The sequence below is a fragment of the Pontibacter akesuensis genome, assembly GCF_001611675.1.
Classification (GTDB): Bacteria; Bacteroidota; Bacteroidia; order Cytophagales; family Hymenobacteraceae; genus Pontibacter; species Pontibacter akesuensis.
Map to the genome: position 1 here is coordinate 2,262,629 of NZ_CP014766.1, position 26,452 is coordinate 2,289,080.

General features: G+C 52.3%; 23 protein-coding genes. 12 read left to right on the forward strand and 11 right to left on the reverse strand.

Going from position 1 to position 26,452, the window contains the following annotated elements; translation table 11 throughout:
* Positions 1-33: 33 nt before the first annotated feature.
* The gene (locus A0W33_RS09575) at positions 34-996 is read right to left on the reverse strand and encodes a hypothetical protein (RefSeq protein WP_068837942.1); all 963 of its coding nucleotides are present in this window, start codon (positions 994-996) and stop codon (positions 34-36) included.
* Between the two features lie 577 nt (positions 997-1,573).
* Here A0W33_RS09575 and A0W33_RS09580 point away from each other — a divergent pair.
* On the forward strand, positions 1,574-2,782 hold the full coding sequence (locus tag A0W33_RS09580; RefSeq protein ID WP_082815186.1) for an NADH-quinone oxidoreductase subunit D: 1,209 nt from the start codon (positions 1,574-1,576) through the stop codon (positions 2,780-2,782).
* A 242-nt stretch (positions 2,783-3,024) separates the two neighbouring features.
* Here the strand turns inward: A0W33_RS09580 and A0W33_RS09585 are convergent, their stop codons facing one another.
* The 3 genes from A0W33_RS09585 to ispF form a co-directional block, all read right to left on the reverse strand.
* Positions 3,025-4,398 carry a LutB/LldF family L-lactate oxidation iron-sulfur protein gene (locus A0W33_RS09585; RefSeq protein WP_068837944.1) on the reverse strand — a complete coding sequence of 458 codons (1,374 nt, stop codon included), beginning with the start codon at positions 4,396-4,398 and terminating at the stop codon, positions 3,025-3,027.
* A 198-nt stretch (positions 4,399-4,596) separates the two neighbouring features.
* On the reverse strand, positions 4,597-6,243 hold the full coding sequence (locus tag A0W33_RS09590; RefSeq protein ID WP_068837945.1) for a M28 family peptidase: 1,647 nt from the start codon (positions 6,241-6,243) through the stop codon (positions 4,597-4,599).
* Between the two features lie 111 nt (positions 6,244-6,354).
* Positions 6,355-6,840, reverse strand: coding sequence for a 2-C-methyl-D-erythritol 2,4-cyclodiphosphate synthase (gene ispF / locus A0W33_RS09595; RefSeq protein WP_068840041.1), 486 nt, complete (start codon positions 6,838-6,840; stop codon positions 6,355-6,357).
* Between the two features lie 329 nt (positions 6,841-7,169).
* Here ispF and A0W33_RS09600 point away from each other — a divergent pair, with 329 nt between their 5' ends.
* Together A0W33_RS09600 and A0W33_RS09605 are read left to right on the forward strand one after the other, a co-directional pair.
* Positions 7,170-7,643 carry a DUF2243 domain-containing protein gene (locus A0W33_RS09600; RefSeq protein WP_068837946.1) on the forward strand — a complete coding sequence of 158 codons (474 nt, stop codon included), beginning with the start codon at positions 7,170-7,172 and terminating at the stop codon, positions 7,641-7,643.
* A gap of 11 nt (positions 7,644-7,654) precedes the next feature.
* Positions 7,655-8,455 (forward strand): cytochrome c oxidase assembly protein, encoded by an 801-nt coding sequence (locus A0W33_RS09605; protein ID WP_068837947.1) that lies wholly within the window; start codon positions 7,655-7,657, stop codon positions 8,453-8,455.
* Between the two features lie 86 nt (positions 8,456-8,541).
* On the opposite strand, the gene A0W33_RS09610 is transcribed toward A0W33_RS09605, so the two are convergent.
* The 5 genes from A0W33_RS09610 to A0W33_RS09630 all read right to left on the reverse strand — a co-directional run bounded on the left by A0W33_RS09610 (position 8,542) and on the right by A0W33_RS09630 (position 13,144).
* A complete protein-coding gene (locus A0W33_RS09610) occupies positions 8,542-9,645 on the reverse strand; it encodes an alkene reductase (protein WP_068837948.1) in 1,104 nt (367 codons plus the stop codon).
* Positions 9,646-9,740: 95 nt separating this feature from the next.
* The gene (locus tag A0W33_RS09615) at positions 9,741-10,559 is read right to left on the reverse strand and encodes an aldo/keto reductase (protein WP_068837949.1); all 819 of its coding nucleotides are present in this window, start codon (positions 10,557-10,559) and stop codon (positions 9,741-9,743) included.
* A 53-nt stretch (positions 10,560-10,612) separates the two neighbouring features.
* The gene (locus tag A0W33_RS09620) at positions 10,613-11,062 is read right to left on the reverse strand and encodes a MarR family winged helix-turn-helix transcriptional regulator (RefSeq protein ID WP_068837950.1); all 450 of its coding nucleotides are present in this window, start codon (positions 11,060-11,062) and stop codon (positions 10,613-10,615) included.
* A gap of 207 nt (positions 11,063-11,269) precedes the next feature.
* On the reverse strand, positions 11,270-11,722 hold the full coding sequence (locus A0W33_RS09625; RefSeq protein WP_082815187.1) for a PepSY-like domain-containing protein: 453 nt from the start codon (positions 11,720-11,722) through the stop codon (positions 11,270-11,272).
* 156 nt (positions 11,723-11,878) lie between these two features.
* Entirely contained in the window at positions 11,879-13,144 is a 1,266-nt protein-coding gene (locus tag A0W33_RS09630; RefSeq protein WP_068837952.1) for a M16 family metallopeptidase, read from the reverse strand.
* Positions 13,145-13,408: 264 nt separating this feature from the next.
* On the opposite strand from A0W33_RS09630, the gene A0W33_RS09635 reads away from it, so the two are divergent.
* The 4 genes from A0W33_RS09635 to ytxJ all read left to right on the forward strand — a co-directional run bounded on the left by A0W33_RS09635 (position 13,409) and on the right by ytxJ (position 16,464).
* Positions 13,409-15,388, forward strand: a complete 1,980-nt coding sequence (locus A0W33_RS09635) for an alpha-ketoacid dehydrogenase subunit alpha/beta (protein ID WP_068837953.1) — start codon at positions 13,409-13,411, stop codon at positions 15,386-15,388.
* A gap of 108 nt (positions 15,389-15,496) precedes the next feature.
* Positions 15,497-15,688, forward strand: coding sequence for a hypothetical protein (locus A0W33_RS09640; RefSeq protein WP_068837954.1), 192 nt, complete (start codon positions 15,497-15,499; stop codon positions 15,686-15,688).
* Between the two features lie 62 nt (positions 15,689-15,750).
* Entirely contained in the window at positions 15,751-16,101 is a 351-nt protein-coding gene (locus A0W33_RS09645; RefSeq protein WP_139237131.1) for a hypothetical protein, read from the forward strand.
* Between the two features lie 21 nt (positions 16,102-16,122).
* Positions 16,123-16,464, forward strand: a complete 342-nt coding sequence (gene ytxJ / locus A0W33_RS09650; RefSeq protein WP_068837956.1) for a bacillithiol system redox-active protein YtxJ — start codon at positions 16,123-16,125, stop codon at positions 16,462-16,464.
* Positions 16,465-16,495: 31 nt separating this feature from the next.
* On the opposite strand, the gene A0W33_RS09655 is transcribed toward ytxJ, so the two are convergent.
* Positions 16,496-16,903: an OsmC family protein gene (locus tag A0W33_RS09655; protein WP_068837957.1), complete on the reverse strand. Its 408-nt coding sequence runs from the start codon at positions 16,901-16,903 to the stop codon at positions 16,496-16,498.
* A 72-nt stretch (positions 16,904-16,975) separates the two neighbouring features.
* Between A0W33_RS09655 and A0W33_RS09660 the strand changes: the two genes are divergently transcribed.
* From A0W33_RS09660 to A0W33_RS09680, 5 genes are all read left to right on the forward strand, one after another.
* The gene (locus tag A0W33_RS09660) at positions 16,976-17,701 is read left to right on the forward strand and encodes a hypothetical protein (protein WP_082815188.1); all 726 of its coding nucleotides are present in this window, start codon (positions 16,976-16,978) and stop codon (positions 17,699-17,701) included.
* Between the two features lie 117 nt (positions 17,702-17,818).
* Entirely contained in the window at positions 17,819-18,721 is a 903-nt protein-coding gene (gene lipA / locus A0W33_RS09665) for a lipoyl synthase (protein WP_068840042.1), read from the forward strand.
* A gap of 435 nt (positions 18,722-19,156) precedes the next feature.
* Entirely contained in the window at positions 19,157-22,057 is a 2,901-nt protein-coding gene (locus A0W33_RS09670; protein WP_068837959.1) for an ice-binding family protein, read from the forward strand.
* A 27-nt stretch (positions 22,058-22,084) separates the two neighbouring features.
* Positions 22,085-23,023, forward strand: a complete 939-nt coding sequence (locus tag A0W33_RS09675) for a PorP/SprF family type IX secretion system membrane protein (protein ID WP_068837960.1) — start codon at positions 22,085-22,087, stop codon at positions 23,021-23,023.
* A gap of 17 nt (positions 23,024-23,040) precedes the next feature.
* On the forward strand, positions 23,041-25,026 hold the full coding sequence (locus A0W33_RS09680) for an OmpA family protein (RefSeq protein ID WP_082815190.1): 1,986 nt from the start codon (positions 23,041-23,043) through the stop codon (positions 25,024-25,026).
* Positions 25,027-25,205: 179 nt separating this feature from the next.
* Here A0W33_RS09680 and A0W33_RS09685 read toward each other — a convergent pair whose 3' ends face one another.
* Positions 25,206-26,393, reverse strand: coding sequence for a PQQ-dependent sugar dehydrogenase (locus A0W33_RS09685; RefSeq protein ID WP_068837961.1), 1,188 nt, complete (start codon positions 26,391-26,393; stop codon positions 25,206-25,208).
* Between the last annotated feature and the right edge of the window lie 59 nt (positions 26,394-26,452).

Genomic DNA, 26,452 nt, shown 5'->3' on the forward strand with positions numbered 1-26,452 from the left:
AAAGCTAAAGCTTCTATAGTCGAAGTTTGCTGGTTAAATACTGCATTGACCTTCCTTTATTTGATCTTTACTAGGGTTGTAGAAGTTGTCTCTGATATTATAGCCTATGAGGCTAATTTGGGCGATCGGCTGTAAACCACAAAAGTCTTTTAGCGAAGGATTTTCAGTTATGCGCATCTGTCCATCATCAACTTTACGCAACTTTGAGAGACCGCTGAGGTGCTTCAGGTTAATATTGCGGTGGATTGTTAGCTTGAGGCAGGTTTCCAGTTCCGAAAGGCCATTCAGGTCCTCTAGTTTATTGTTTCCTTCTAAAAAAAGAGATCTTACTTCTTTTAAATTGTGCAGACCATTCAATGTGGTAAGCTCACTGTTGCCGGTAAGAGCAAGATCAGTTGCCTTTGTTACTTTTGATAGGCCGCTAATATCTGTTAATGACGTATTAGACTGAATAATGAGACTTTTTACATCACCGCTTATATTAGCAAGCCCGTTTAGGTTGAGCAGCTTATCAGAACTTGAAATCATTATTCCGCCAGTGATACCCTTCACACCGCGAACACCGTCAATGTTCTCAAGCTGTGTGTTACCGTGTATATCCAAAGAAAAAAGTGCAACGTCTAGGCTTGCTAATCCATTTAAGTTTTTCAACACAGAGTTATTCAGCACGCGAACAGTACCACCTTCAGGTAGCCTTACTTTAGCCAATGCATCAATGTTGGTTAGTTTGGTTGCCGTTATCGTGAGGTCTCCGTAAATATATCTGAGACTCCCAAGGCTACTGACATCCGTTATATCATCACCACTCAGGATTAGTTCACCATTGATTTTGGCATAATTTGCTTTACCGATCGTTTCAAGTTCATCCTGGCTTTCTATGTGCAATGCTCCCTGATACATTTTCTCGGGCTGCGGTTTTGGACCAGTTTCGTCCTTACTACAAGAAATTACACTTAGCAGAAGAGGCAGAAATAGAAGAATAATTTTAAGTTTCATATTAAGTTTGGTTTGAAGGGAAGTAAGAAATGCTAATTGATATTAAATACAATTTATAAATAGTAGGGACTACTCCTGTTAAATACCTGCATCCAGCTGCAAATGGAATTAAGCTGACGAATGTACTGTATATAGATGATATTATATTATTTAGGTTTTATATGTATAAAAAAATAGCAGCTATACTTGCTAAAGCTATCGTGGCAGCAAATCCGAATAGAATTCCCCATTTCCCGAACTTTGCAGAAGATAACCTTCATCGAAAGTAACCTGAGCATAAGCGCCAAAGCTGAAAAATGAGAAGAAGGCGAAAAGGAAAAGTTTGTTCATAGGTAAGGGGCTGGAAATAATGGCTAAAGAATTAAGTAGTATTTGGATTGTACAAAATTTGATATATGAATGAAGGCTTCAAATATACTATATGTTATGTTCTTTATATAGCTATGATAAATTTTTATTTCTTAACCTGTTTCCTTCATCATTACATGCCAAGCCGTAACTAAAGCTGCATAATTCCCTCATTTTCCCGAACTTTGCCTTCATTCAAAATTCTTATTTCGTCATTCATACTTCCACCGTGGCCTCATCCATCTACAAAAACTACCTGCTGCAGTCAGAGCCGAACAAGTTTAGCCTGGATAACCTGAGGGCCGGTGAGATGATTGTGAACATGGGGCCGCAGCACCCGAGTACGCACGGCGTGCTGCGCCTGGAGGTGGTCACAGATGGGGAGATCATCCAGGACGTGGTGCCGCACGTGGGCTACCTGCACCGCTGTTTCGAGAAGCACGCCGAAAACATGGCCTACAAACAGACCATCCCCTATGTGGACCGCATGGATTACCTGGCTGCCATGAACTCCGAGCATGTGTGGTGTATGGGCGTGGAGAAGCTGCTGGGCATCACCGACCAAATTCCGAAGCGGGTGGAGTATATCCGGGTGCTGGTAACGGAGCTGAACCGCATTGCCTCGCACTTTGTAGCCATCGGCACCTATGCCATTGATATCGGTGCTTTCACGCCTTTCCTGTGGCTGCTGCGCGACAGGGAGCATATTCAGCGCCTGCTGGAGTGGGTGTGCGGCGCACGCATGCTGTACAACTACATCTGGGTAGGCGGCTTATACTATGATTTGCCAATAGGTTTCGAGGAGCGCTGCCGTGAGTTTATTGACTATCTGCAGCCAAAGCTCGACGAACTCGACACCATCCTGCTAAGCAACAAAATCTTTATCGACCGCACGGCCAACGTGGGTATACTTCCGCTGGATGTGGCGATCAACTACGCCTGCTCCGGCCCGATGCTGCGCGGCTCCGGCCTAAGGCACGACCTGCGCCGCGTAGACGGCTACAGCGTATACCCTGAGCTGGAGTTTGAGGTGCCGATTGGTCAGGGGCTGGCCGGCACCACCGGCGATTGCTGGGACCGCAACTATGTGCGTGCGCTGGAGTGCCGGGAGTCCATCAAAATTATCAGCCAATGCCTCGACCGCCTCACCACCGACTACAAGCGCACGCCCGACTTTGACCCTCAGGCCGCCTGTCCCAAGAAAATGCGCATGACCGGAAGCCAGGAACTATACTTCCGGGGCGAAACACCGCGCGGCGAACTGGGCTACTACTTCCGCACCACCGATCGCAGCGACGTGCCCTTCCGCGCCAAAGGCCGTGCCCCAAGCTTCGTAAACCTCTCGGTGCTGCACGAGATCAGCCGGGGCTGTATGGTAGCGGATCTGATCGCCATCGTGGGCTCTGTGGATATTGTGCTGGGAGAGCTGGATCGGTAATTCATACTTCGTAGGGACAGGTCGCGACCTGTCCGCGCGATGGCTGATAGATGAAACAGGAACGTTTAACGAAGCTATACCTGATTTTTCCAGTCCAGAAATACCGTAAATCATCATTCAGACGGATTGGTTCGGGAACGATTGGACAGGTCGCGACCTGTCCCTACTTAAAGTCTATTCAAATTTAACCTGCACGTACAATCTCTAACAAAAAAAGCCTGCTGATGTAGCAGGCTTTTCCTTTATCCTCTTTGCTCTTTCCAGAGTTGGTTGAATGATTTTTTAGGCACGTGTAGCGGTTCGCGGCGCTTGCTCCAGGTATCTTTCAGCACGCGCTTCAGCACGAAGTTCTTGATGCCCGCTGGCGCCAGGTTCAGTAGCGTGCGGCTCTTCATGGCTTTCAGCCAGAACTTCATTACGGTTGTTTCCTGGCTATCGGCCATGCCCTGGTCTACGCTCTGCTTGCGGTTGAGCAGCAGCAGGTTGTGGATGTTGATCTTGACCGGGCAAACCGAGGTGCAGGCACCGCAAAGGGAGCTGGCATAACTGAGGTGCTTGTTTTCGGCCATCCCACTCAGGTGTGGCGTGATGACTGACCCGATTGGGCCGCTGTAGGTGGTTTCGTACGTGTGGCCGCCGATGTTTTTGTACACCGGGCACACGTTCAGGCAGGCACCGCAGCGGATGCAGTTCAGGGCTTCGCGCTTTTCGGGCAGGGCCAGTAGTTCTGTGCGGCCGTTATCGAGCAGTATCACGTACATCTCCTCCGGGCCGTCCTTCTCCTTCGGTTGGCGCGGACCCGTAAAGATGGTGTTGTACACCGTCACGTTCTGCCCGGTGCCGCTGGTGCTAAGCAGGGGCCAGAAAAGGTCCAGGTCCATGACGGACGGAATCATTTTCTCGATTCCCACGATGGCGATGTGCGTCTTCGGGAAGGTGGTGGAGAGGCGTCCGTTTCCTTCGTTCTCCGTTACGGCCACGCCCCCGATGTCGGCGATCAAAAAGTTGCCGCCAGTTATGCCTACCTCGGCCGACGTATACTTCTCGCGCAGCAGCCTGCGAGCTACCCCTACCAGCTCCTCAGCGTTGTCGGTAGGAGGGATGCCCAGCTTGCGCACAAACAGGTCGGCAATGTCTTTCTTAGACATGTGCATGGCAGGCGTCACGATATGGTACGGCCGCTGCTCGGCCAGCTGCACAATGTACTCGCCCAAATCGGTTTCCACCGTCTCGATGCCGTTCTTCTCCAGGTAATCGTTCAGGTGAATCTCCTCAGTCGTCATCGACTTAGACTTCACGATGGAGCGGGCGCGCTTGCGCTTCATGATCTCCCCAATCTCCTTTAAAGCCTCCTGCGCGTCGCGGGCCCAGATTACCTTGCCCCCACGGGCGGTAAAGTTAGACTCGAACTCCATCAGGTACTTATCAAGGTTGTTGATGGTATTTGTCTTGATGAAAGAACCGCGCTCCCGGGCCAGTTCATGGTCAGAATATTGGGTAAGGCCACGCTGCACAGCGGCGTTATACTTGCCGATGTTGAATTTGATGGTGGCGCGGTGGCCCTGGTCGAATGATTTTGTCTCTGCGTCCAGCAGAAATTGCTTCAGTTTGCTCATACTTATCTCCCCTACGTTTTCCCGGGGCAAAGGCTGCTCTGCGACAGTATGCCCCTACAAAAGAAAAACACCCTTAAAGTTAGGGTGTTTTTCTTAATAAATTGTGAATTAGCGGCCTTGGGCGCTCATTCTATACTTGATAACTCTTTAACCTACGTTCTTATTGCCAACCAGTAACTCAGAACGCACCATTCAACGCTATTTCTTATTGCTGTCCACCACAATGCGGTTGTCGCGGTTAGCCAGTTCCCAAGTCACGTGGAACGCGAGGCGCGCTACCTTTTCGGCGCTCTCGAAGATGATTTTGTCTACCTCGTCGCTTGGCTTGTGGTAATCATCGTGCACCCCGTTAAAATAGAACACAATCGGAATGCCGTGCTTGGCGAAGTTGTAGTGGTCCGAGCGGTAGTAGAAACGGTTTGGGTCGTTCTCGTCGTTGAAAGTATAATCGAGCTTCAGGTTCACGTACTTCTCGTTCATCGCCTCGTTAATCTGGTGCAATTCTGAAGAAAGCTTGTCAGCACCGATCGAGTAGATGTAGTTGCTGTCGTTGGTCTTCTCGTGCTCATAGTCCATGCGGCCGATCATGTCGATGTTAACGTTGGCCACCGTGTTCGCGAGCGGGAAGATCGGGTTCTCCGAATAGTACTCAGAGCCCAGCAAGCCTTTTTCCTCAGCGGTAACCGTCATAAACAACACGCTGCGGCGCGGGCCATAACCGTCTTTCTTGGCCTGTGCAAATGCCTCGGCCAGTTCCAGCACAGCCACCGTGCCGGAGCCGTCGTCGTTCGCGCCGTTAAAGATTTTGTCACCTTCCAAAGCTTCTTCCACGCCTACGTGGTCATAGTGTGCGGTTACCACCACCACTTCGTCTTTCTTGTCAGAACCCTCAATGTAGCCCAGCACGTTTTCTGTTGGCAGCGGCTCAGATTTGCGCTCTGTCATAATCTTCACATCCTTGGCGGCGGTGAAGGTGGCGGCAACAGGCTTGCCTGCTGTGGCAACCTGCTTGTTATAGCCGATCAGTTTCTCGGTGGTAGTGCCCAGTAAAGATGCTCCCGCCACCGGCGAGATGAACATGGTGGCTGCGCTTGGGTTCTCGTTGCTGCTCTTCAGCCCGATAGACGGACGGTTGGCATAGGCCTTATAGCGCTGCGTGAGGCTGTTGAACTCGCCCGGGTTGGTGCCCGTCACGATCATTACCGCCTTTGCGCCGCGCTTGGTAGCCGCGTTGCGCTTAGAACGGTAGTCGTTGCCCCAGTCAGAAGCTTTATCGGTGCCGCTGATCAGGTAGTTTCCGTTCGGGCCTTTCGGCTCGCCGGCCAGTACCACGAGTACTTTCCCTTTTACATCCAGGTTGTTGTAGTCCGAGTACTTGGCGTCGTCAATACCGTAACCGGCAAAAACCACATCCACAGCCTGCTCTGTCTGGAAAGGGGAGCTGCCGAGCACAAAGAAATCCTGCATCATCAGGTACTTTTCCTTGCCCACTGTCATGTAGCCATCACCCCACTGGCTCTTCTCCAGGTCGAAGGTTTGGTAATAGGGGTTGGTGGTATTGCTTTGCACCGGTCCTGTCAGGCCATCCTCCCGAAACTCGCGGGAGATGTATTCTGCTGCCATTTTCTGGCCTTTCTCGCCGGTGTTGCGGCCTTCGTACTCATCCGAAGCGATGATGGTGAGGTGCTTTGACAGGTCTGCCGCCGTGATGGTGGCCGCATACGTAGGAGCCGCTTCGCTCAGTTTTGCCGCGTCGGTTATGGGGCCTTTGCTGGCGCTGGGCGTCTGGGCACAGCCATAGCCGAGGGCAGCCAGCAGCAAGCAAGCATAGAGATTATTTCTCATGGGTTAATTTGAGTAAGGTGTGGTTATGTATTGTTGCGTTTATTAGTGCAGGTTAGACGGACAAGGCAGCCGCAGGTTTAACAGGCGCTGCAAAAAGCCATGCTGTTTTACCTACTCTTTTACGATGAGCACGGTTGCATAAGCCGCCACGCCCTCTTTCTTGCCCACAAAGCCAAGCTGTTCGGTGGTGGTGGCTTTGATGGAGATATCCTCTTCCGGAATGCCCATTACCTCGGCCAAGCAGGTTTTCATGGTGGGGATGTGCGGGTTCACCTTTGGCTCCTGCAGGCACACGGTAGAGTCGATGTTGCCAATTTCGTAGCCCTCCTTAGCCAATAGCTGCACCACCTCTTTTAGCAATATCTTAGAGTCGATGCCTTTATACTTAGGGTCCTTATCGGAGAAGTGGAAGCCTATATCGCGCATGTTCGCGGCGCCGAGCAAGGCATCGCAAATCACGTGGATGAGCACATCGGCGTCGGAGTGGCCGAGCGCCCCGTGCGTGTGCGGTATTTTGATGCCGCCGAGCCAGAAATCAAGCCCTTCCTGCAGTTGGTGCACATCATAGCCGAAGCCGGTTCTTATCTTTAGTTTCATTTTGCTGTTTGTGTGATGGCCATACTTCTGCCGCCGGGGCAGAAGCACGAAAGGTAAAAATAGCCAATTAGGGGCTAAATTGATAATTGGAATGTCGCTTTTTGCTTTTCCTGCCCTTATACGGTTGCGGCACCTTCTGTTGCTGTGCAATGCGTGGCGATGGGTGATAATCCCTTTGGAGGGAACTGTCGTATCCACTTAATTAACGGCTCATGTCGGGCAAGAGCATCTTTTCGGCTGCGAAGTACTTACCGGAACCTACCCTTGCTTAGGCTGAAGCATAAATGCACCCCAAATTATCTTCCTGTTCCAACTTGTAAAAACATTCCATGGACCTAACTGAGCAACATCAGGTTGATACGAGCCGATCCCGGTGGGTGGGGGTACTGCTAGGGGTTGGCGTGATGGCCGCCGTAGATGAGATCATCTTTCACCAGCTCCTGGCCTGGCACCACTTCTACGACCAGTCCACGCCAGCCATCGGTTTGCTGACCGACGGTCTGTTGCATGCCGCAGAATTGGTGGCGATTGTGGCAGGCTTCTTTATGCTCTCCGACTTACACTACCGGCGCGCACTGGCCGCTAATTGGGCATGGGCCGGTTTCTTCCTGGGGCTGGGTGGGTTTCAGTTGTTCGATGGCATTGTAGACCACAAGGTGCTGCGCCTGCACCAGGTTCGGTATGGCGTGGAAGATATTCTGCCGTACGACATCGCCTGGAACTTGGCTGGAGTTATACTTCTGGCGATAGGAGCCTGGCTAACCTGGCGTGCCCGGTCTGCACAGCATCATACAGCAAACTAAGCGTTGTGGAGATGACAGGGCAGCACATGGACATGGGTTCCGCAAGTATGGCATCGTACCTGGTGCCGTGGCTGCTGGTGGCGGTGCTGTTGGGAGCTTACGTGTTTGCAGTGCTACAGCAGCAACGGGCCGGGAAGCAGTGGAGCCGCTGGCGTACGGCGAGTTTTATACTTGGGTGCAGCCTGTTAGTGATAGCCATGGCACCGGGGCTGGCGCAGTATGCGCACCACGATTTGCGCGGCCACATGGTGCAGCACCTGCTGGTGGGCATGCTGGCCCCGCTGGGTTTGGTCTTAGCCGCTCCTGTCACGCTGGCCCTGCGCACGCTGCCCGTTTCAGCCGCCCGAAGTATAACTGCCCTGCTTAAGAGCCGCCCTGTGCATTGGCTGGGCCATCCTGTCCCGGCGCTGTTGCTGAACATCGGCGGCATGTACCTGCTTTACCTAACGCCGCTTTACACTCTAACCTTAACCAATCCTTTCCTGCATCACCTGGTGCACGCCCACTTTCTGCTGGCGGGTTGCCTGTTTGTGTGGGCCATCGCAGGCCCAGATTTCAATCCAAACCGCGCAGGAAAGTATACCCGGCTGGCGGTGCTGTTTGTAAGTATGGCGGCGCACGCGTACCTCAGCAAGTTCATGTACGCCTATGTCTGGCCCCGCAACACGCCGCACGACGTGGCGCAGATTCAGGAGGCAGCCCAGCTTATGTACTACGGAGGCGACTTTGCAGAACTGCTGCTCGTGATCGCTTTCTTTGCCTCCTGGTACCAGCGCCGGAATCCACATGCCTTTAAGCTGCAGCCAGTATAACTCTTTGGCTGGCTCTAAAACAAAAAACCAGCTACCCTTCGGCAGCTGGTTTTTTGCATTAGAATCTATTGAATGATACCCGTAGTTTAGGCGTTCACTTCCTCCAGCGTAGGATAGTCGATGTAACCTTCGGCACCGGGCGCATAGAACTTGCTGGTGTCGGGCTTCTGCAGCTCTGCATCCTGTGTAAAGCGCTCCGGCAGGTCGGGGTTGGCGATGAATGGCACGCCGTACGCTACCATGTCGGCGTCACCTGCCTCAATTACCTCGTTGCCTGATTCCTGCGTAAAGCCGCCGTTGATGATCAGGTTGCCTTTGTAGATCGGGCGGTAACGCTTGGCAATATTCAACTCAATGTGCGGCACATCCTTCACAGCCGGCGAAGCTTCCGTCAGGTGCAGGTAAGCCAGGCTATACTTGTTCAGCTGCTCAATTATATAGTCGTAGGTAGGGATGGTGTTCTCATCCACCGTAATACCAAAGCCGCCGTGCAGGCTCGGGTTCAGGCGCACGCCTACTTTCTCTGCCGGCACTACTTCTTTGATGGCATCCAACACCTCAAAAAGTATTTTGCTGCGGTTTTCTTTTGAACCACCGTACTCGTCAGTGCGGGTGTTGGCGGTAGTCACGAAGAACTGGTGGAGCAGGTAACCGTTTGAGGCATGCACCTCCACCCCGTCGAAGCCAGCTTCAATGGCGTTTTTGGCTGCGGTTTTAAAATCCTGCACAATCTGCTTGATCTCAGGTACTGCCAGTTCGCGTGGCGTAACCGTATCCTTAAAGCCCTGGGGCGTGAAAGACTTATCGTTCGGGTTGATGGCCGAAGGGCCCACCGGAAGTTCGCCGTTATGGAAATCGGGGTGCGACATACGCCCTACGTGCCACAACTGCAGGAAAATCTTTCCGCCTTCGTCGTGTACCGCCTCGGTTACTTTCTTCCAGCCTTCCACCTGCTCCTGAGTATAAATACCAGGCGTGTTAATGTAGCCAACAGCCTGTCTTGAAATAGGTGATCCCTCAGAAACGATCAGTCCGGCACCGGCGCGCTGGCGGTAGTAGGTTACCATCAGGTCGTTGGGCACACTGCCTTCGTTGTCGGCGCGGCTGCGTGTCATCGGAGCCATGATCACCCGGTTGTTCAGCTCCAGGTCGTGTAGTTTTATCGGTTGTAATAATGCTTGGTTTTCCATTTCAGTTATCAATTATCATTTATCAATTGTCAGAGGAATAGGTGCTAACAGCAAAACCATTCACTCATTCAAAATCCAGTTATTCAAAATTAGATTTAGTCCCAATCCGGGGCGAAGGAAGGGTTGATGAGGCGGTTATTTTGCTGCGTCAGCTTGTTTACCTGCTGCACCTCGTCCTGTGTCAGCTCAAAGTCGAAAATGTCGAAGTTAGATTTCATGTGCGATTCCTTGCCACTCTTTGGGATAGCCATTACGCCGTCCTGCTGTATGAGCCAGCGCAGCGTTACCTGTACTTCGCTTTTGCCATACTTGCCGCCGATGCTTTTCAGCGTCTCGTTACCCATCACCTGGCCTTGTGCAATCGGGCTATAGGCCGTCAGCGAAAGGTCGTGCTGGCGCAGGTAGTTGTAGAGTTTGTCCTGGTTCAGGAAAGGGTGGTATTCCACTTGGTTGGTGATGATGTTGGCACCTGTGGCCAGTACTTTATTTAACAGGGCAGTGGTGTGGTTACTCACGCCGATGTGTTTGGTATAGCCTTTTTCCTGCGCCTTTACCAGCTCGCCAATGTATTCTTCCACAGGAACATCCGAGTTTGGCCAGTGAATCAACAGCAGGTCTACGGCATCTACTTTCAGCTTCCTTAAGCTTTCCTCTACCGAAGGCAGAAACGTTTGCCTGCCCAGGTTAGAAGGCAGCACCTTCGTTGTCAGGAACACTTCCTCGCGGTTCACGGCTGATGCGTTAATGGCCTTGCCCACACCTTCTTCGTTCCCGTACATCTGGGCGGTGTCGATGTGGCGGTAGCCGGTTTCAAGGGCCGCCTGCACCATTTCGTTTGCTGTGGTATTATCCAGCTGGTACGTGCCGAAGCCCAACGCTGGTATGGTGGCTCCTTTTATAGTGATGTCTTTCATAGTATGGGTCTGCACATTATTTGTTTATACAAATATCAAAATAAAAAAAATCGCTAGCCGCGTAGTTTATCCAACAGGTTGCTGGCAAGAACAGCTTCCTCGGTTGTAAGGTTTTCAAAGCTGGCAAAAAGTTGTGGAAACTTTGCATCTACCTCCTGCAGTTTCTCTGTGCCTTTCTCCGTCAGGCGCACCTCGATCATGCGGCGGTTGCTCTGGCAGATATCACGGGTAACGTAGCCTTTCTCGATTAATTTGTCAATGAGGCGGGTCACATTGGAGTTGCGGTCTACCATGCGGTTCTGAATATCGCCGAAGCACACGGGGTTGGGGTGCTGGCCGCGCAGAATCGCCAGCACGTTGTGCTGCTGCAGCGTCAGGCCCAGCTCCTTAAAGAACGGCGTCATCTGCTGGTTCAGCCAGTTGTTTGTAAACAACAGGTTGGCCATCAAACGGCGGTAATCGTTCTTGAACTCCTTCTGGTGTATTTCGTCTTCTATTCGCATAGTTTAGCTTGTCCTACAAAGGTACGGATAATGTTTGTATATACAATATTTGTAGGTGTAAGGTTACAGATAGTGATTAGAAACAGGATTCTCTGTTCCTGCTGGAGCCCTGCCCGTGCGAAGTATACTTTATGCTAAAAAGCCAAAGCGCGGAGTTCGTGCTCCGCGCTTTGTGCCAGGTGTATGATTCTTCGTTTAAATACTGTTTTAGTCCCAGTAAGAAATCTGTGCCTGTTCCTGCCCATCGGCGGCGAGTACTACTCTCTTCTCCATGTTGTCCTTTTTCAGGTCAACCTGGTAGTAGCGGGTGCCAGCTTTATCCACTACCTCAGCATCATCGATGCGGTAGTCGGTATAATGCTGTGTGATGACTGTTTTTACCTCCTCTGGGAGTTCTGTGGCCGTGATATCATACTTGTGCATCAGCATTTCGCCCGATGCGGTAAACAAGGCGCTGTACTCGACAGTATTCATATCGAAATCCACTTCGTAATTGGCTTCCTTTTTCTCCCACTCAAAATTTATTGCGTTGGTAAATGTTTTTACCAAAGATGCCTTTACCTCGGCAGGTACTTTATCCGGGGCCAAGTCCTGGTCCTCTTTATCGCAGGCGAACAAAGTGCTGCTTGCAAGTAGAATGGCTAACATTGCTGGTTTCATGGTTCTGTTTTTTTGAAGTATGGTAAATAATTACACTTCAAAACTAGAACCCAAACCTGAAGTGAATCTGGAGTGCAGGCAGAAATAGCAGATATTCAAAAATAAAAAAGGAGGTCCTGTAGCGTTGGCCTCCTTTTTTTTGTGGAAAGTATAAAGTTAAGCTTCTACTTCTGCCAGCTTCTCTTTCTTCTCCGCCTTGTACAGCAGGGTAGAGCAGTTGGTGGGGCGCAGCACCTCTTTGGCGCAGCGCTGAATGTCGGCGGGCGTAACAGCCTGTACTTTCTCGCCTTCCTGGTTGATGAGGTTGGCATCGCCAAGCAGCTTGCTGTAGGCCAGGTTCATGGCGCGGTTCAGCAGCTCAATCTCCGAGAACACGATGCTTGTCTCGGCCTGGTTCTTTACCTTGTTCAGTTCTTCCTCGTCTACCAGCGTATCAATCAGCTCCTGCACAATCGCCTCGATGGCGGCATTCGCCTCCTCCAGGGCAACGCCCTCGTTCAGTTTGCCCTGTATGATTAAAAGGCCCGGTTCAATGTTGCCCGATACCGATGCCGCAATGGAGTTGAACAGCTTCTGGTCTTTTACCAGTCGCTCATACAAGCGGCTCGATTTGCCACGGCCAAGTATATCGCTGATCAGATCGACCGCGTGGTAATCCGGGTGCTGGCGGCCTGGCATGTGGTAGGCTTTGTAGATGGCGCTCAGCGGTACGTCAGATGTGATTTCCAACATGCGGGCCTCCGTTTGCTTTGGCTCCTTTTTGAGCTGGCGCTCATACTTCTCGCCGGCAGGTATGGGCCCAAACCACTTCTCCGTCAGCTCCTTTGCTTTGTCGAAGGGCACGTTGCCCGCCACCACAAGTATGGCATTGCTCGGTGAGTAGTGCTTCCGGAAAAAAGCCTTCACGATATCCATGGTGGCTTCCTCGATGTGCGAAATCTCCTTGCCGATGGTTGCCCATTTGTAGGCGTGCTCCTTGTAAGCCAGCGGCCGCAGTTTCAGCCATACATCGCCATAAGGCTGGTTCAGGTAATTCTGCTTAAACTCCTCTACCACCACCTTGCGCTGCACTTCCAGGCCGTTCTCGCTAAAGGCAAGCTCCAGCATGCGGTCAGACTCCAGCCAAAAACCAGTCTCCAGGTTCTGGGCCGGAAGCGACAGGTAGTAGTTGGTGATATCGGGGCTGGTGAAGGCGTTGTTCTCGCCGCCCACGCGCTGCAGCGGCTCGTCGTACACCGGCACGTTCTTGGACCCGCTGAACATCAGATGCTCAAACAAATGCGCAAAACCGGTGTGAGCCTCCTCTTCATCGCGCGAGCCTACATCATACAATATGTTCAGCACCGCCATCGGCGAAGTATGATCTTCATGCACAATCACGCGCAAGCCGTTATCTAAGGTAAATTCTCTGAATTCTATCATTGTTCTTTTTCTTTGGGTGGACACAAGACACAAGTATCAGGACACAAGACTTTTTAAATTCTGTTGCTGTAGCAACTTCAGTTCTGCCGCTATACTTGCAAGCCTTCCGGTATTTCTGTACTTTTTGCACACCAAGATTAAGTCTTGTGTCTTACGTCTTGATACTTATGTCTAATTAAGCAAAAGTATAAATTAGTGGCATAAGTTTCAGAAGGAACGCCATTAGTTTAACTTGCCAACATATAACAAGGTTTTCGGAAACAGATGAACTATAACCGCAAAGACTATACAGAAGAAGAACTGATCAGGCTATACCGCGCCCTGCTAAAGCCGCGCATGATTGAGGAGCGCATGCTGGTGCTCCTGCGCCAGGGCAAAGTGAGCAAGTGGTTCTCCGGCATCGGGCAGGAGGCCATTTCCGTAGGCTCGGCCCTTGCCTTGGATAAAGACGAATACATTCTGCCGCTGCACCGCAACCTAGGCGTGTTTACGAGCCGCGAGGTGCCGTTGGATCGCCTGTTCGCGCAGTTCCAGGGTAAAACGCACGGCTTCACCAAAGGGCGCGACCGCTCGTTCCACTTCGGCACAAACGAGCACCACATTGTGGGCATGATCTCGCACCTGGGGCCGCAACTGGCCGTGGCCGATGGCATTGCGCTGGCGGATCTGCTGGAGAAGAAGGAGAAGGTGACGCTGGTGTTCAGTGGCGATGGCGGGGCGAGTGAGGGAGATTTCCATGAGGCGCTGAACGTAGCGGCAGTATGGGGCTTGCCAGTTATTTTCATGATCGAGAACAACGGCTACGGCCTTTCCACGCCAAGCAACGAGCAGTTCAAGTTCAAGCATTTCATCGATAAAGGCCCGGCCTACGGCATCGACACGCTGCAGATAGACGGCAACAACATTCTGGAAGTATACGATACCGTGAGCCAGGCGGCAGCCAGCATCCGCAAGAACCCGCGCCCGATGCTGATCGAGGCCATCACCTTCCGGATGCGCGGCCATGAGGAAGCCAGCGGAACGAAGTACGTGCCGCAGGAGCTGTTCGAGAAGTGGGCAAAGAAAGACCCGGTAGAGAACTTTGAGCGCTACCTGCTCGACGACCTGGTGCTGACTCAGAAGGCGATGGAAAGTATAAAAGAGGAGCTGAAGGCCGAGATAGAGGAGGGACTGCAAAAAGCGTTCGCCGAACCGATGCCTGAGGTAAACCGGGAGCAGGAACTGGAGGATATGTACCAGCCTTTCGCGCAGGAAATCATTGCGCCGGCCTCTGACGCCAAAACAGAACGCCGTTTTGTGGACGCCGTTTCTGATGCCATGCGCCAAAGCCTGGAGCGCTACCCGAACCTGGTGCTGATGGGGCAGGACGTGGCCGAGTACGGCGGGGTGTTCAAGGCTTCGGAAGGCTTTGTGGATGCTTTCGGAAAAGACCGCATCCGCAATACGCCGCTTTGCGAGTCGGCCATACTTGGCATAGGCCTGGGCATGTCGGTGCGCGGCCAGAAAAGCATTGTAGAGATGCAGTTCGCCGACTTCGTGAGTGCCGGTTTCAGCCAAATTGTGAATAACCTGGCCAAGAGCCACTACCGCTGGGGCCAGAACGCCGATGTGGTGGTGCGCATGCCAACAGGTGCGGGCGCAGCAGCAGGTCCGTTCCACTCCCAAAGCAACGAAGCCTGGTTTTTCCACACGCCCGGTCTGAAAGTAGTATACCCGTCCTCTCCCTATGATGCCAAAGGCCTGCTAAATGCCGCCATTGAGGACCCGAACCCGGTGATGTACTTCGAGCACAAGCTGCTGTACCGCTCCGTTTCGCAGGAGATTCCGGACGATTACTATACCGTAGAAATTGGCAAGGCCAAAACAGTGGCCGAGGGCACAGACCTCACCATCATCACGTACGGCATGGGCGTGCACTGGGCCAAGCAACTGCAGCAAGAGCTAGAGGGCGCCAGCTTCGAGATACTGGACCTGCGCACTTTACTGCCCTGGGATAAGGAGGCCGTGCGGGCCGCCGTAGAGAAAACAGGCCGCGTGATCATACTTCATGAGGACACGATGACCGGCGGTATTGGTGGCGAGATAGCCGCCTGGATTAGCGAGCATTGCTTTGAACTGCTGGATGCCCCGGTAGCTCGTGTCGCCAGCCTGGATACAGCCGTGCCGTTTGCGCCACCGCTGGAGCAGGAGTTTTTGCCAAAGCAGCGCCTGCGCCAGAAGGCAGAGATGATGCTGAACTACTAAGGTTCTAACACAAAAGAGGCAGCCCTACCGCCGTAAAAGCCACGGTAGGGCTGCCTCTTTTGTGTTTAAGCTATTTAATATTAAGATATTAAAGTATATATTTGCTATATGCGTAAAATTCAAGCTCTTTTCCTGCTGCTGTCCTGCATGGTGCTTCTTTTCGGAACCAGTTGCCAGCGCCACGGCATGCCCTGCCCAAAACCCACCAGCAAGCGTACCGCCAAAATTCAGGGTGCCGATGGCCTTCAAGCCATACAGGTAAACATGGACAAGAACGGGCGGGTGAAGAAACGCAATTAGTCCTTATCAGAGAAACCACTTGTAACAGAATCAGTATAACAACGATGAAGAAAGTGTGTGGTATGCGGCGATATGTAAAAAAGGCCATCCTGTGTGGAGCAAACCTGTTCCTGTTTTCCCTGGTGGGAACGTTGCCAAGTTATGGGCAGGTGAATTACAAAGCCGAGGAAAAGCATGAGCAAAAGCTAAAGCAGTCGTTGAAGGACGCGGCCAAGGTAGATGCCGTCGCTTACAAAGACACGCACCTGAACCCCGATGCTTATACGTTCAAAAAAGGAGTGGCCGGCAGAAAACGCCTTCGCAACGAGGAGCGCGAGCGGTTGCGGTTTAACACAAACGGCGACCCGGTAAAAAAGATAAGCATCTTCAAGAAGAAGTATAAGCCCCGGGCCAAAAAGAAACGATCAAGCTAACGAAGAAAAAGGATCAGCGATATGAATTGGCATCCCCTAACAAGTGTAGAGCAGCTAAACGAAGTAATAGAAGAGTCGAAAAGCAAGCCGGTGGTGATTTTTAAGCACAGCACCTCCTGCTCCATCAGTGCCACCGCCAAAAGCCGCCTCGAGCGCAAGTGGGACGATGCTGACCTGGACGAGGTGAAGGCATACTACCTGGACCTGCTGAAGTTCCGGCCTGTTTCAAACGAGATTGCAGAAGTACTGGAGGTGCACCACGAGTCGCCGCAGCTGCTGCTGGTAAAAGACGGTGTATGCACCTACGAGGCATCACACCTCGGCATTAGCGTAGATGAATTGAAAAGCCAGGTAACGGCGTAGCAGGCTATACTTCTGCCACGCCGTTTTTTGCTTAGTATCGGAAATTAACCGTCTGCTTGGTATCCGGGTGCAGGCTTAAGGCCACCGGGCAGGTACGGGCAGCGTTCTCCAGCATCGCTTTCTCCTTGTCTGAGTATGATTTGCCGGCCGGCATGGTAAAGTCCACCACCACCTCGCCAATGCGGCGCGGATCGGCAGCCATGATTTTGGTAATCTCCACTTCCATACCCTCGATGTCTATGTCGCTGCGGTTGGCTACAATGCCCATAATGGTCATCATGCAGGAGCCGAGGGCGGCACTCACCAGGTCGGTAGGAGAGAAGGCCTCGCCTTTTCCGTTGTTATCCACCGGCGCATCGGTAATGATGCTGTTTCCGGAGGCAAGGTGCTGTGCTGTAGTGCGCAAGCCGCCGTTGTAAATGCTTTTTATTGTTGCCATACGTATAAAATCCATGAGTTTGAATTACACGTAAAGTTAAGTACTTTTATATAATCTGTAACTCACTGGCCTGTGATAAGAATCCTAACACTACTACTGGTAGCAGCCTTGTTGGCGGCTACGCCTGCTATGGCGCAGTACAACGAAGACGAGAGCTTCCGAAACGAGCTTAGCTACGGTATCAACTTCAACTCCAATGGGGGGCTCATTGGCGGCGCCTTCATACGCTCTTCCTACTTTGTAAACGAAAACAGGTACCAGTTCTTCGGGCTGGAGGCGGTGGAGGTGAAGCACCCCAAGGAGGAGCATTACATTGCCGCCCTCGGGGAACCGTTTGTGTATGGCAAGAAAAATTACCTGTTCGTCATCAGGCCGCACTACGGCCAGGAGCGGGTGCTCTTCCGCAAAGCCGCTGAGTCAGGCGTGCAGGTAAATGCCCTGGTTGCCGTAGGCCCGTCCATCGGCCTGCAAGTGCCCTACTACATCGACTATAACTTCGACGGCAACGGCACCGACGTTCGTACCGTGCCCTACGATGAGAACGTACACTCTATAGATTACATCCTGGGCAGCGACACCGTGTTCCGCGGTTTCGGCGAGTCCAAGATAAAACCCGGCGTGCATGGCAAGGCGGGCGTAAGTTTTGAGTATGGCCGCTACCGCGAAAGTATAGCGGGCATTGAGGTGGGCGTGGGTGTGGAGTACTTCCCCAGCAAACCGATCATCATTCCCCTTGCCGAGAACAACAACGTGTTCACCTCGGTTTACCTCAACCTCTACTACGGCAGCCGCAAGTAACCCCTGCCGAACATTTACCACCATCCATTTGTTACGAAAGCAGTTTGCCGCACCCACATTTTTGGTCTGTGGCTAAACTCTTAACCCATAACTTCCTATCTTTGCAACATGGATGAAATGATGACACTTCCGGTAATACAGCCTAATGCCAAGCCCGAGGGGCTTAACGCACTGGGCCAGCCCCGCAAGCCAAACTGGCTGCGTGTAAAACTGCCGGTTGGGAAGGAGTACGCCAAAGTAAGAAGCATTGTAGACGAATATAAGCTGCACACGATTTGCGAGAGCGGTAACTGCCCGAACATGGGTGAGTGCTGGGGCGCAGGTACAGCCACGTTCATGATCTTAGGTAATGTGTGTACCCGCAGCTGCTCTTTCTGCGCTGTGGCCACCGGCCGCCCCAACGAGTACGACGAAGACGAGCCGCGCCGTGTGGCGGAGGCCATACAACTAATGGGGGTGAAGCACGCCGTGCTAACGTCCGTTAACCGCGACGAGCTGAAAGACCGCGGTGCCGCCATCTGGCACGAAACGGTGAAGCAGGTGAAACTCCTGTCCCCGACCACTACCATCGAAACGCTGATCCCGGATGTGAAAGCCAACTGGGATGCGCTGATCACCATGATCTCTCCCGGACAGGAGGTGGTGTCGCATAACATGGAAACGGTGCAGGAGCTTTACCGCCGCGTGCGCCCGCAAGCTAAGTATGACCGCTCGCTGGAGCAGATCCGCCGCACCAAGGAGTATGGCAAGCGCACCAAAACCGGCATTATGCTAGGTTTAGGCGAGACAAAGGAGCAGGTGTACCAGGCCATGGATGATCTGGCGGCTAATGGCTGCGATATCCTGACGCTGGGCCAGTACCTGCAGCCAACCAAGATGCACCTGGAGGTGGCCGAGTTTATTCACCCCGATCTGTTTGACCACTACCGGGAGGAAGGACTGAACCGGGGCATCAAGTATGTGGAGTCCGGGCCGCTGGTGCGTTCTTCTTACCATGCCGAGCGCCACGTGAACGTATAAGTAATTCTGTTTTTAAAGTACCTGAAACCCCTGTTGCACATTGGCGCAACAGGGGTTTTTTAGTTGCACTGTTTTTTTAGGTTAGATTTTTTCTGCAGATTTAAAATTTATAAATGAAAATATACCGATACTTTTGACAATTACTTTTTAAAGTTTAATTTTATCGCAAGAATATAATAAAAAGCCTATGTAAGTGACTTTTACGCCTTTCCCCTACTTAAACCCTGTTTTTACAGGTAATTCCCCACTGGCAAACCCGCCCATTTCTAAATATACTCCTGCTGTATTCTTTGCTTGGAATAATTAATATTATTTCATATATAGTTAAAAATATAGATAACATTTTTACAATATATCAGTACAATCAATTGGATTACCATAGCATTCACAGCTATGAACACGCGCTTGATACTATATCCTTTTACACGTTATTTTATGATTAAAAATTTACTGTTGACCTTTCTGATTTTGATAGGCGGCTACACCCAAAGTATGGCTCAGGAAGATCCGACTGTTGAGGTGCTGGGCAGAGCGAGCAGTTTTGCCGTGCTATCGTCTACAACCGTAACCAACACGGGCACAACGGTGATCTATGGCAACCTGGGTACCCTGCCGGTAAATGCGCTGCAGGACAACGGCCTGCTGATTGTCTCTAAAAAAGAGATCGGAACGGTTACGGCTGCACAAGCCATGGAAGACGCCACAGGAGTCTATACTTCCATCGCGGCAAAATCAGTGGACTTTAGTCATCTCAGAATGCCCAGCGTGCTTTTGCCGGGGGTGCACCAGATTAACGGCGATGCCAACCTGAACGATGTACTGCAGGGTACCATCACGTTTGACGGCAGAGGAGATGTAAATGCCAAGTTTTACGTCATCGTAAAAGGAGACCTGAAGAACAGCTTGCCGGTTGGAGGCATTGCCAGCGTACGCGTGAACACAACGAATGGCGCAGAGGCAAAAAACATTTATTGGATTGTAGAGAACAACGTCAACCTGACGGGGGTGTCCCTGTTTGAAGGAAGCGTACTTGCCAAAGGAAACATTAACCTGGCTGAAGGGGTGTACCTGAACGGCAGGATCATTTCTTTGGAAGGTAGAATCAACCTCAATGCCAACCTGATTTACCTGCCGAATGTCATATACACGGATTTGAACGTCAAAAAGGAGGCAGAAGGAGGAAGCTATACTGTAGGTGCCAATATCAGGTATACAATAACTGTAACGAATGCCGGCCCTGGAACCGCTACCGGCGTGGTGATAACGGAGAACTTTCCGCAAGGGGGGCTGGAGTTTGTAACTTATACGACCGCAAAAGGCACATTCGGAATGGACGCGGATGGAAAGTACCGCTGGCATGTAGGTGACCTGCAGAACGGTGAGGTGGCCGTTATCACTGTTGTGTTCAAACTGCTAGTTGCGGGAGAAATAAACAACCAGGTAACAATAGATCCGAACCCGAACAACCCGGATCCGGAGCCTAACGACAACAACGACGAGGACCCTGTCGTGGTATGTGCTGTTCCTACGCTGGACATCACTCCAAGCACTTCCTACTGCGGCATCACTCCAACCGACATCACGTTCACAGTGACAGAAGTAGCAGGCGCCACATACGATTTCACGGTTTTGCCTACGGGTTGGAGCCTTGTGAGTCAAAGCAACAACACCGCCGTGATCAGAGTAGCGGCACCGGGCACACTGCAAGTGAAGGTAACCGATAGATGCAATACAGTCTATACGGTGACAGAGCAGTTGGTACTGCCCACAAAGCCGGCGCCTCCCACTATACAAGGCGCTGCCACCGTATGCGCAAACAGCACAGACAATACCTACACAGTTACAGGCTACGGTGCGGGAGTCACATACCTGTGGACGCCTGTAGGCGATGTTCGCATTGTAGGAGAGGCAACGGGTAGCTCCGTGCAGGTTAGTGCCGGTACAAACGGAGGTTCACTTACCCTGGTAGTAAGCAACAGCTGCCTTTCAAGTAATGTGGCTACAAAAGCAATTGGCATTACGGCCACGCCGGCCACACCGGCCAGCGTAACAGGCCAGGCCGTTGTTTGCGCCGGAACAACCCAAACCTATCGTACGGACGCAGTTGCCGGTGCCACCTCTTATACCTGGAACCTGCCTACAGGCTGGGCTGTAGTACCTGGTACACCAGCAAATGAGCGGGAGATACAGGTTACCGTTGGCTTTGCGGGTGGCAACATCTCAGTGGCTGCGAATGGCGTGTGCGAGAGCAGTGCAGCATCTGCACCCCTTAGCATCACCGTAAACAGCAAGCCGGCTAAACCGGTAATAGAAGGCGTAGCCAGCGCCTGTAACGGACAAACCATTACCCTTACCGCACGTGAAGTGGCGGGTATAACCGACTACGACTGGACAACGCCGGCAGGCTGGGCGGTCGTAAGTGGTGGCGACCACTTTAGGAGTGTAACCCTTCGGGTTGGCGCAGCAGCCGGTACCGTAACCCTTGCCGTGGTGAACGCATGTGGCACAGGCGATGAAATAGCCGAGGTAGCGGTAAGCCCGCTAGGCGGACCAGACGCACCAACAGTTAGTGGTACAACGGAAGTATGCGAGAACACCCAGGCCCTGACCTACAGTGTGGCGAGCCCTGTAGAGGACATAACCTATACCTGGGCCGTTACAGGCGGCATCAGCCTGGTGCAGGGAGCCAGCACGGGCACTTCTGTAAAGGTAAATGCCGGCACAACGGGTGGTACAATCACTGTCACAGCTTCTAACGGCTGCAGCAGCACGGCCAGCCAGCCGCTACAGGTAAACGTCTCTACACCGCCGGCTATACTTGGCCAGATCACAGACAACAGCAATGTGTGTGATGGACTGGTATACACGATCGATCCGGTACAGAGCGCCACCTCCTATGCCTGGAGGGTAACAGCTGGCTTCACCATTGTTTCCGGCCAGGGCACCAATACCATCACAGTGAAAGCGGATAATGCAACAGCCAGGTTCGGCACCGTTTCGGTAACAGCCATCAACGGGCCGTGCAGCAGCACTACAGCCGCTACGGCTCCAATGGATGCCTCCCTGGTGGAGGGACAACTGAACCTGCCGAAAGCTTTCAGCCCGAACGGCGATGGCAAGAACGACACGTGGTTCATAAGCAACCTCGAAAAATTCCCGGTAAACGAAGTAACCATCTTTAACCGATGGGGATCTGAGGTTTATAAGAAAACAGGCTACCAGAACGACTGGATGGGCAAAGGCTTGGAGCAAGGTACTTACTTCTATAAGGTAAGGGTAACGGTATGTGGCGGCATTGTGAAAGAGTTTACAGGCTACGTGACCTTGTTCCGCTAGGCACCAGCTTAAAAATAAGAATATCAGATGAAGATGAGAATATGTTACCTGCTGCTGGCGCTGTTGCTTACAACAGCCGCCAGCGCACAGCAAAACCCACAGTACTCGCAGTACATCTTTAACAGTATGGCCATTAATCCGGCTTATGCAGGAAGCAAGAATGTACTAAACCTGAACGCTTTCCACCGCTCGCAGTGGACGGGTATTGAGGGAGCCCCAACAACACAGTCGCTGCTGGTGGACGGAATACTGGCAAACCAGCGCCTGGGCTTGGGCCTGGGCCTCACACGCGATGAGATCGGCGCCCAGACAACCTCCAGTATCTATGCCAATTTTGCCGTAAAACTGCCCCTGAGCGAAAATGCCGTGATCAGTCTGGGATTAGCCCCGGGTGTAGTGCAGACAACGCTGGATGGCAGTAAGTTTGGTATTACTGAGGATCCCTCCATCCCAACGGGCAAGGAGACAGTTATAAAGCCCGATGTGAAGATCGGTGCTTACCTGCACACCAACCGCTTTTACGCCGGTGTTTCTGCGGCAGACCTGCTGCAGTTCGACGACATGCAGCAGGTGGAGCCGGAGCGCCACTACTATTTTACCACAGGCTACTTGTTCGATGTAACCCCGTTTGTCAAACTAAAGCCAAGTGTGCTGATTAAGGAGGATTTTAACGCACCAAGCAACGTGGACCTGAACGCCTTTGTGCTGCTGGGCGAGCGCCTGTGGCTGGGCAGCTCTTACCGCACCAGTTTAAACCTGTTCAACGAGCCGGAGACAGCGGATGTAACCAAGCGCACAGCCGTTGCCTTTATCGGTGAGGTGCAGGTACTGAAGCAGCTGCGCGTAGGCTACTCCTACGATAAAATGCTGAACGGTTACAGCAACCAAAGCACCCACGAGGTATCCGTAGGCTACTACTTCTTCCAGAAGAAAGAGACCAAAATGCTGACACCGCAGTACTTTTAATCTTAGCGTTAACACCCATGAAACTAAAATATACCCCCTTTTGCATTATAGCAGCCGCCGTGCTGGGCTTTGCGCCGCTGGCACAGGGTCAGTCCTCGTTGCGCAAAGCAAACAAACTGTACAACAACTTTGAGTATACGCTGGCACTGCAGGAGTACCAGGAGGCCATCCTGAAGCGCAAGCCGGAGCTGGAGACGGCAGAGCGCATTGCTACCTCCTACCGCCTGACACGCCAAACCGAGGCCGCCGAAAACTGGTATGGCAAAGTAGTGGCCATGACTGGGCGTAATCCGATTAACCTGTACTACTATGCCGAGGCGCTGCGTAGCAACGGCAAGTATAAAGAGGCCAATGAGCAGTACATGCAGTGGGCCGAAGAAATGCCTGAGCAGGCAGACCGCGCCCAGGCGCTGATGGAGGCTACGGACCAATCCATCCGGTGGATGAGCCAGCCCCCAGTGGCTGAGGTAACAGCGCTACCCGCCTTGAGCATGAATGGCTTTGCTGACTTTAGCCCTGCGGCTTACGGCGCAAACGGTGTTGTTTTCACATCAGATCGTGGCGTGAGTAAAGCAGGAAAGGGAGCAGAAGTATACGGATGGACAGGCCGCCCGTACCTGCAGCTCTTTGTGGCGCAGCAAAACGAGGCAGGCGACTGGGCAAAGCCAGAGGCACTGCAGGACGTGATAAACACTGATTACCACAATGCCACCGCGGCCGCTGCAAAAGACGGCAGCAAGTTATACTTTACCCGCACCAAGCAGGTGCCGGCACTCGGCAGCGTGAATGCCGACCCAACGAGCTGGGTAAAGAAGGATGACCAATCAGACATGGTGAACCGCCTGGAGATTTTCTCTGCCGAAAAGCAGGGAGGCTCCTGGAGCAACATACAGCCTTTTACCCATAATAAGGTAGAGGAATATTCGGTGGGGCATCCTGCCCTGTCGCCGGACGGGAAGGTGCTATACTTTGCGTCTGACATGCCTGGAGGAGCCGGTGAGACGGACATTTACTACAGCACCCTGCAGGCCGATGGCAGCTGGGGACAGCCGGTGAATGCCGGAACTGTGGTAAACACAGCCGGCCGTGAAAGCTTCCCTTATGTGGATGCGAACGGCAAGCTATACTTTGCTTCTGACGGGCACATAGGCATGGGGGGCATGGACATGTTCTCGGCCGAGGGCGAGACAGGGAAATGGCGTGCGGCCAAAAACCTGGGTTACCCGATCAACTCCCCAAAGAACGACTTTGGCCTGCTGTTCACCGAGCCGGGAACACGCGGCCTGCTGTCTTCTAACCGTGACTCGCAGAACGGTACCGAAGACATCTATGCATTCAATGTGCTGCAGAAGCCGGTTGTGCTGGCTATCACTACACTGGGACGCTTCCAGAACAACAAAAAGAAAACCGTGCAGGAGCCGCTTCCCGAAACGCGCGTACTGGCAGCCAGAAAAGCCACTACCGATTCAAGTGTTTTCATAACAGATGCAAATGCAAAGCACTTTATGGATGCACGCACTGGTAACACTTATGTATTTAAAGGTTCAAAAATAGGATTCCTGAACATGGAGTCTGGTGTAGCCATACCGGCTACGGCGCCGGATACAGTGCAGGTGGCGCTGATTTTTGATAAGAACGAGGTGGAGAAGGCCATTGTGCTGGACAACATTTACTACGACCTCGATAAGTGGGACATCCGTGCCGATGCGGCCAAAGAGCTGGACAAGCTAGCGACACTGTTGATGAACAACCCCTCTGTTAATATTGAGCTAAGTGCCCACACCGACAGCCGCGAGAGCCAGGAGTACAACCAGCAGCTCTCCGAGAAAAGGGCAAAGGCAGCCGTTGACTACCTGGTGACAAAAGGAATAGAGGCAGATCGCCTGACCTGGAAAGGCTACGGCAAAACAAGGCTGGTAAATAAGTGCGCAACCGGTGTGAACTGCCCCGAGGAGGAGCACCAGAAAAACCGCCGTACCGAATTCACTATCAAGAAGAATTAAATTTATTAGCTTTCATAGTTATAAAAGGCTCAGCAGTTACTGCCGGGCCTTTTTGCTTTTTATACTTAGTAGGAGTAAAAAATCACCAGATATCAACACTAATAGTTTAAACAAGCAGGACCCGTTGCTTCTACCCAACCGGCCCTGTTTGTTTAAGTTAAGTTTATACTAGTAAACGCTCACTTTCCTTTGTGCGCCACGCGGTATATAACGCCATTCGCATCATCGGCAATCAGCAAAGAGCCATCGTTGTGCATGGCCAGGCCCACTACGCGCCCAAAAACGGCTTTGTTGTTGTTCACTAAAAAACCGGTCATGAAATCATCTATTTTAGTCGGCTGCCCGTTCTCAAACCGCACACGCACTACTTTGTAGCCAGCGGGCTCGCTTCGGTTCCACGAGCCATGCAGGGTGAGGAAGGCATCTCCCCTGTAATCTGCCGGAAACTGGGACTTAGTATAGAAAAGAAAATCCATCGGGGCGCTGTGGGCATCGTATAGCATGGCCGGGAATTTTGTCTGCTTGGCGTACTCCTCCCAGCTCATTCCCTTTGGCGGCTCATCTGCCAGGTTCGGCTTTCCATTCTCAAATACATAAGGCCAGCCGTAGTTGCCGCCGTCCACGATCTTGTTTAGCTCCTCTTTCTGCGTTTCGTCCCCGAGCCAGTCAATGCCATGGTCAAAGCCCCAGAGCTCTTTCGTTTGCGGGTGCCAGTCAAAGCCGATGAAGTTGCGGAGGCCCCTGGCGTAGACGCGGCGACTGGAGCCATCTTGCTTCATCTGCACCAGGGTGGCGTTTTCTTCGTGCGTCTCCTCGCAGGCGTTGCAGGTGCTGCCCACCTGGATGTACAGCATGCCGTCGGGCCCGAACTCAAGCGTGCGGTCAGCATGCTGGCCAGCCTCGGGGAACCCAGTGGCAAGCTGCTTCAGTTCGCCCAGTGTGCCGTCCTGCTTTATATCAGCCGTGAAAATGTCATTCACGGTCATCAGGTAAGCTTTGCCGTTCCGGAGGGCTATGCCGTGCATGTCCTTCTTGGTAGCCACAACCTTTTGCTGGTCTGATTTTCCATCGTTGTTCGTGTCGCGGAGCATGGTCACAGTTCCCTTGTCGCGGTCGGTAACATAGACTGTGCCGTCGGTGTGCACCGCCAGCATTCGGGGCTTGTTCAGGTTATCAGCAAACTTAGAGACGGTAAAGCCTGCCGGTACTTTCAGTTGCCGCACGCGTTCGTCGGTGGCTGCTACCACAGTGGGTTTAAAAATATTCCCTTGGTAAGAGGCTGTGATCGGTGGTTTGGTGTCCTGCGCCCAAGCGCCCGAACAAAGCAGGGCCATGCTGAGGGCCAGCAGTGTAGTTTTTGTTTTCATAGAGGTTGTGTGTTAAGGATGCTGTTTATCTTTCTATATAACTGGTTCCGACTTTATTT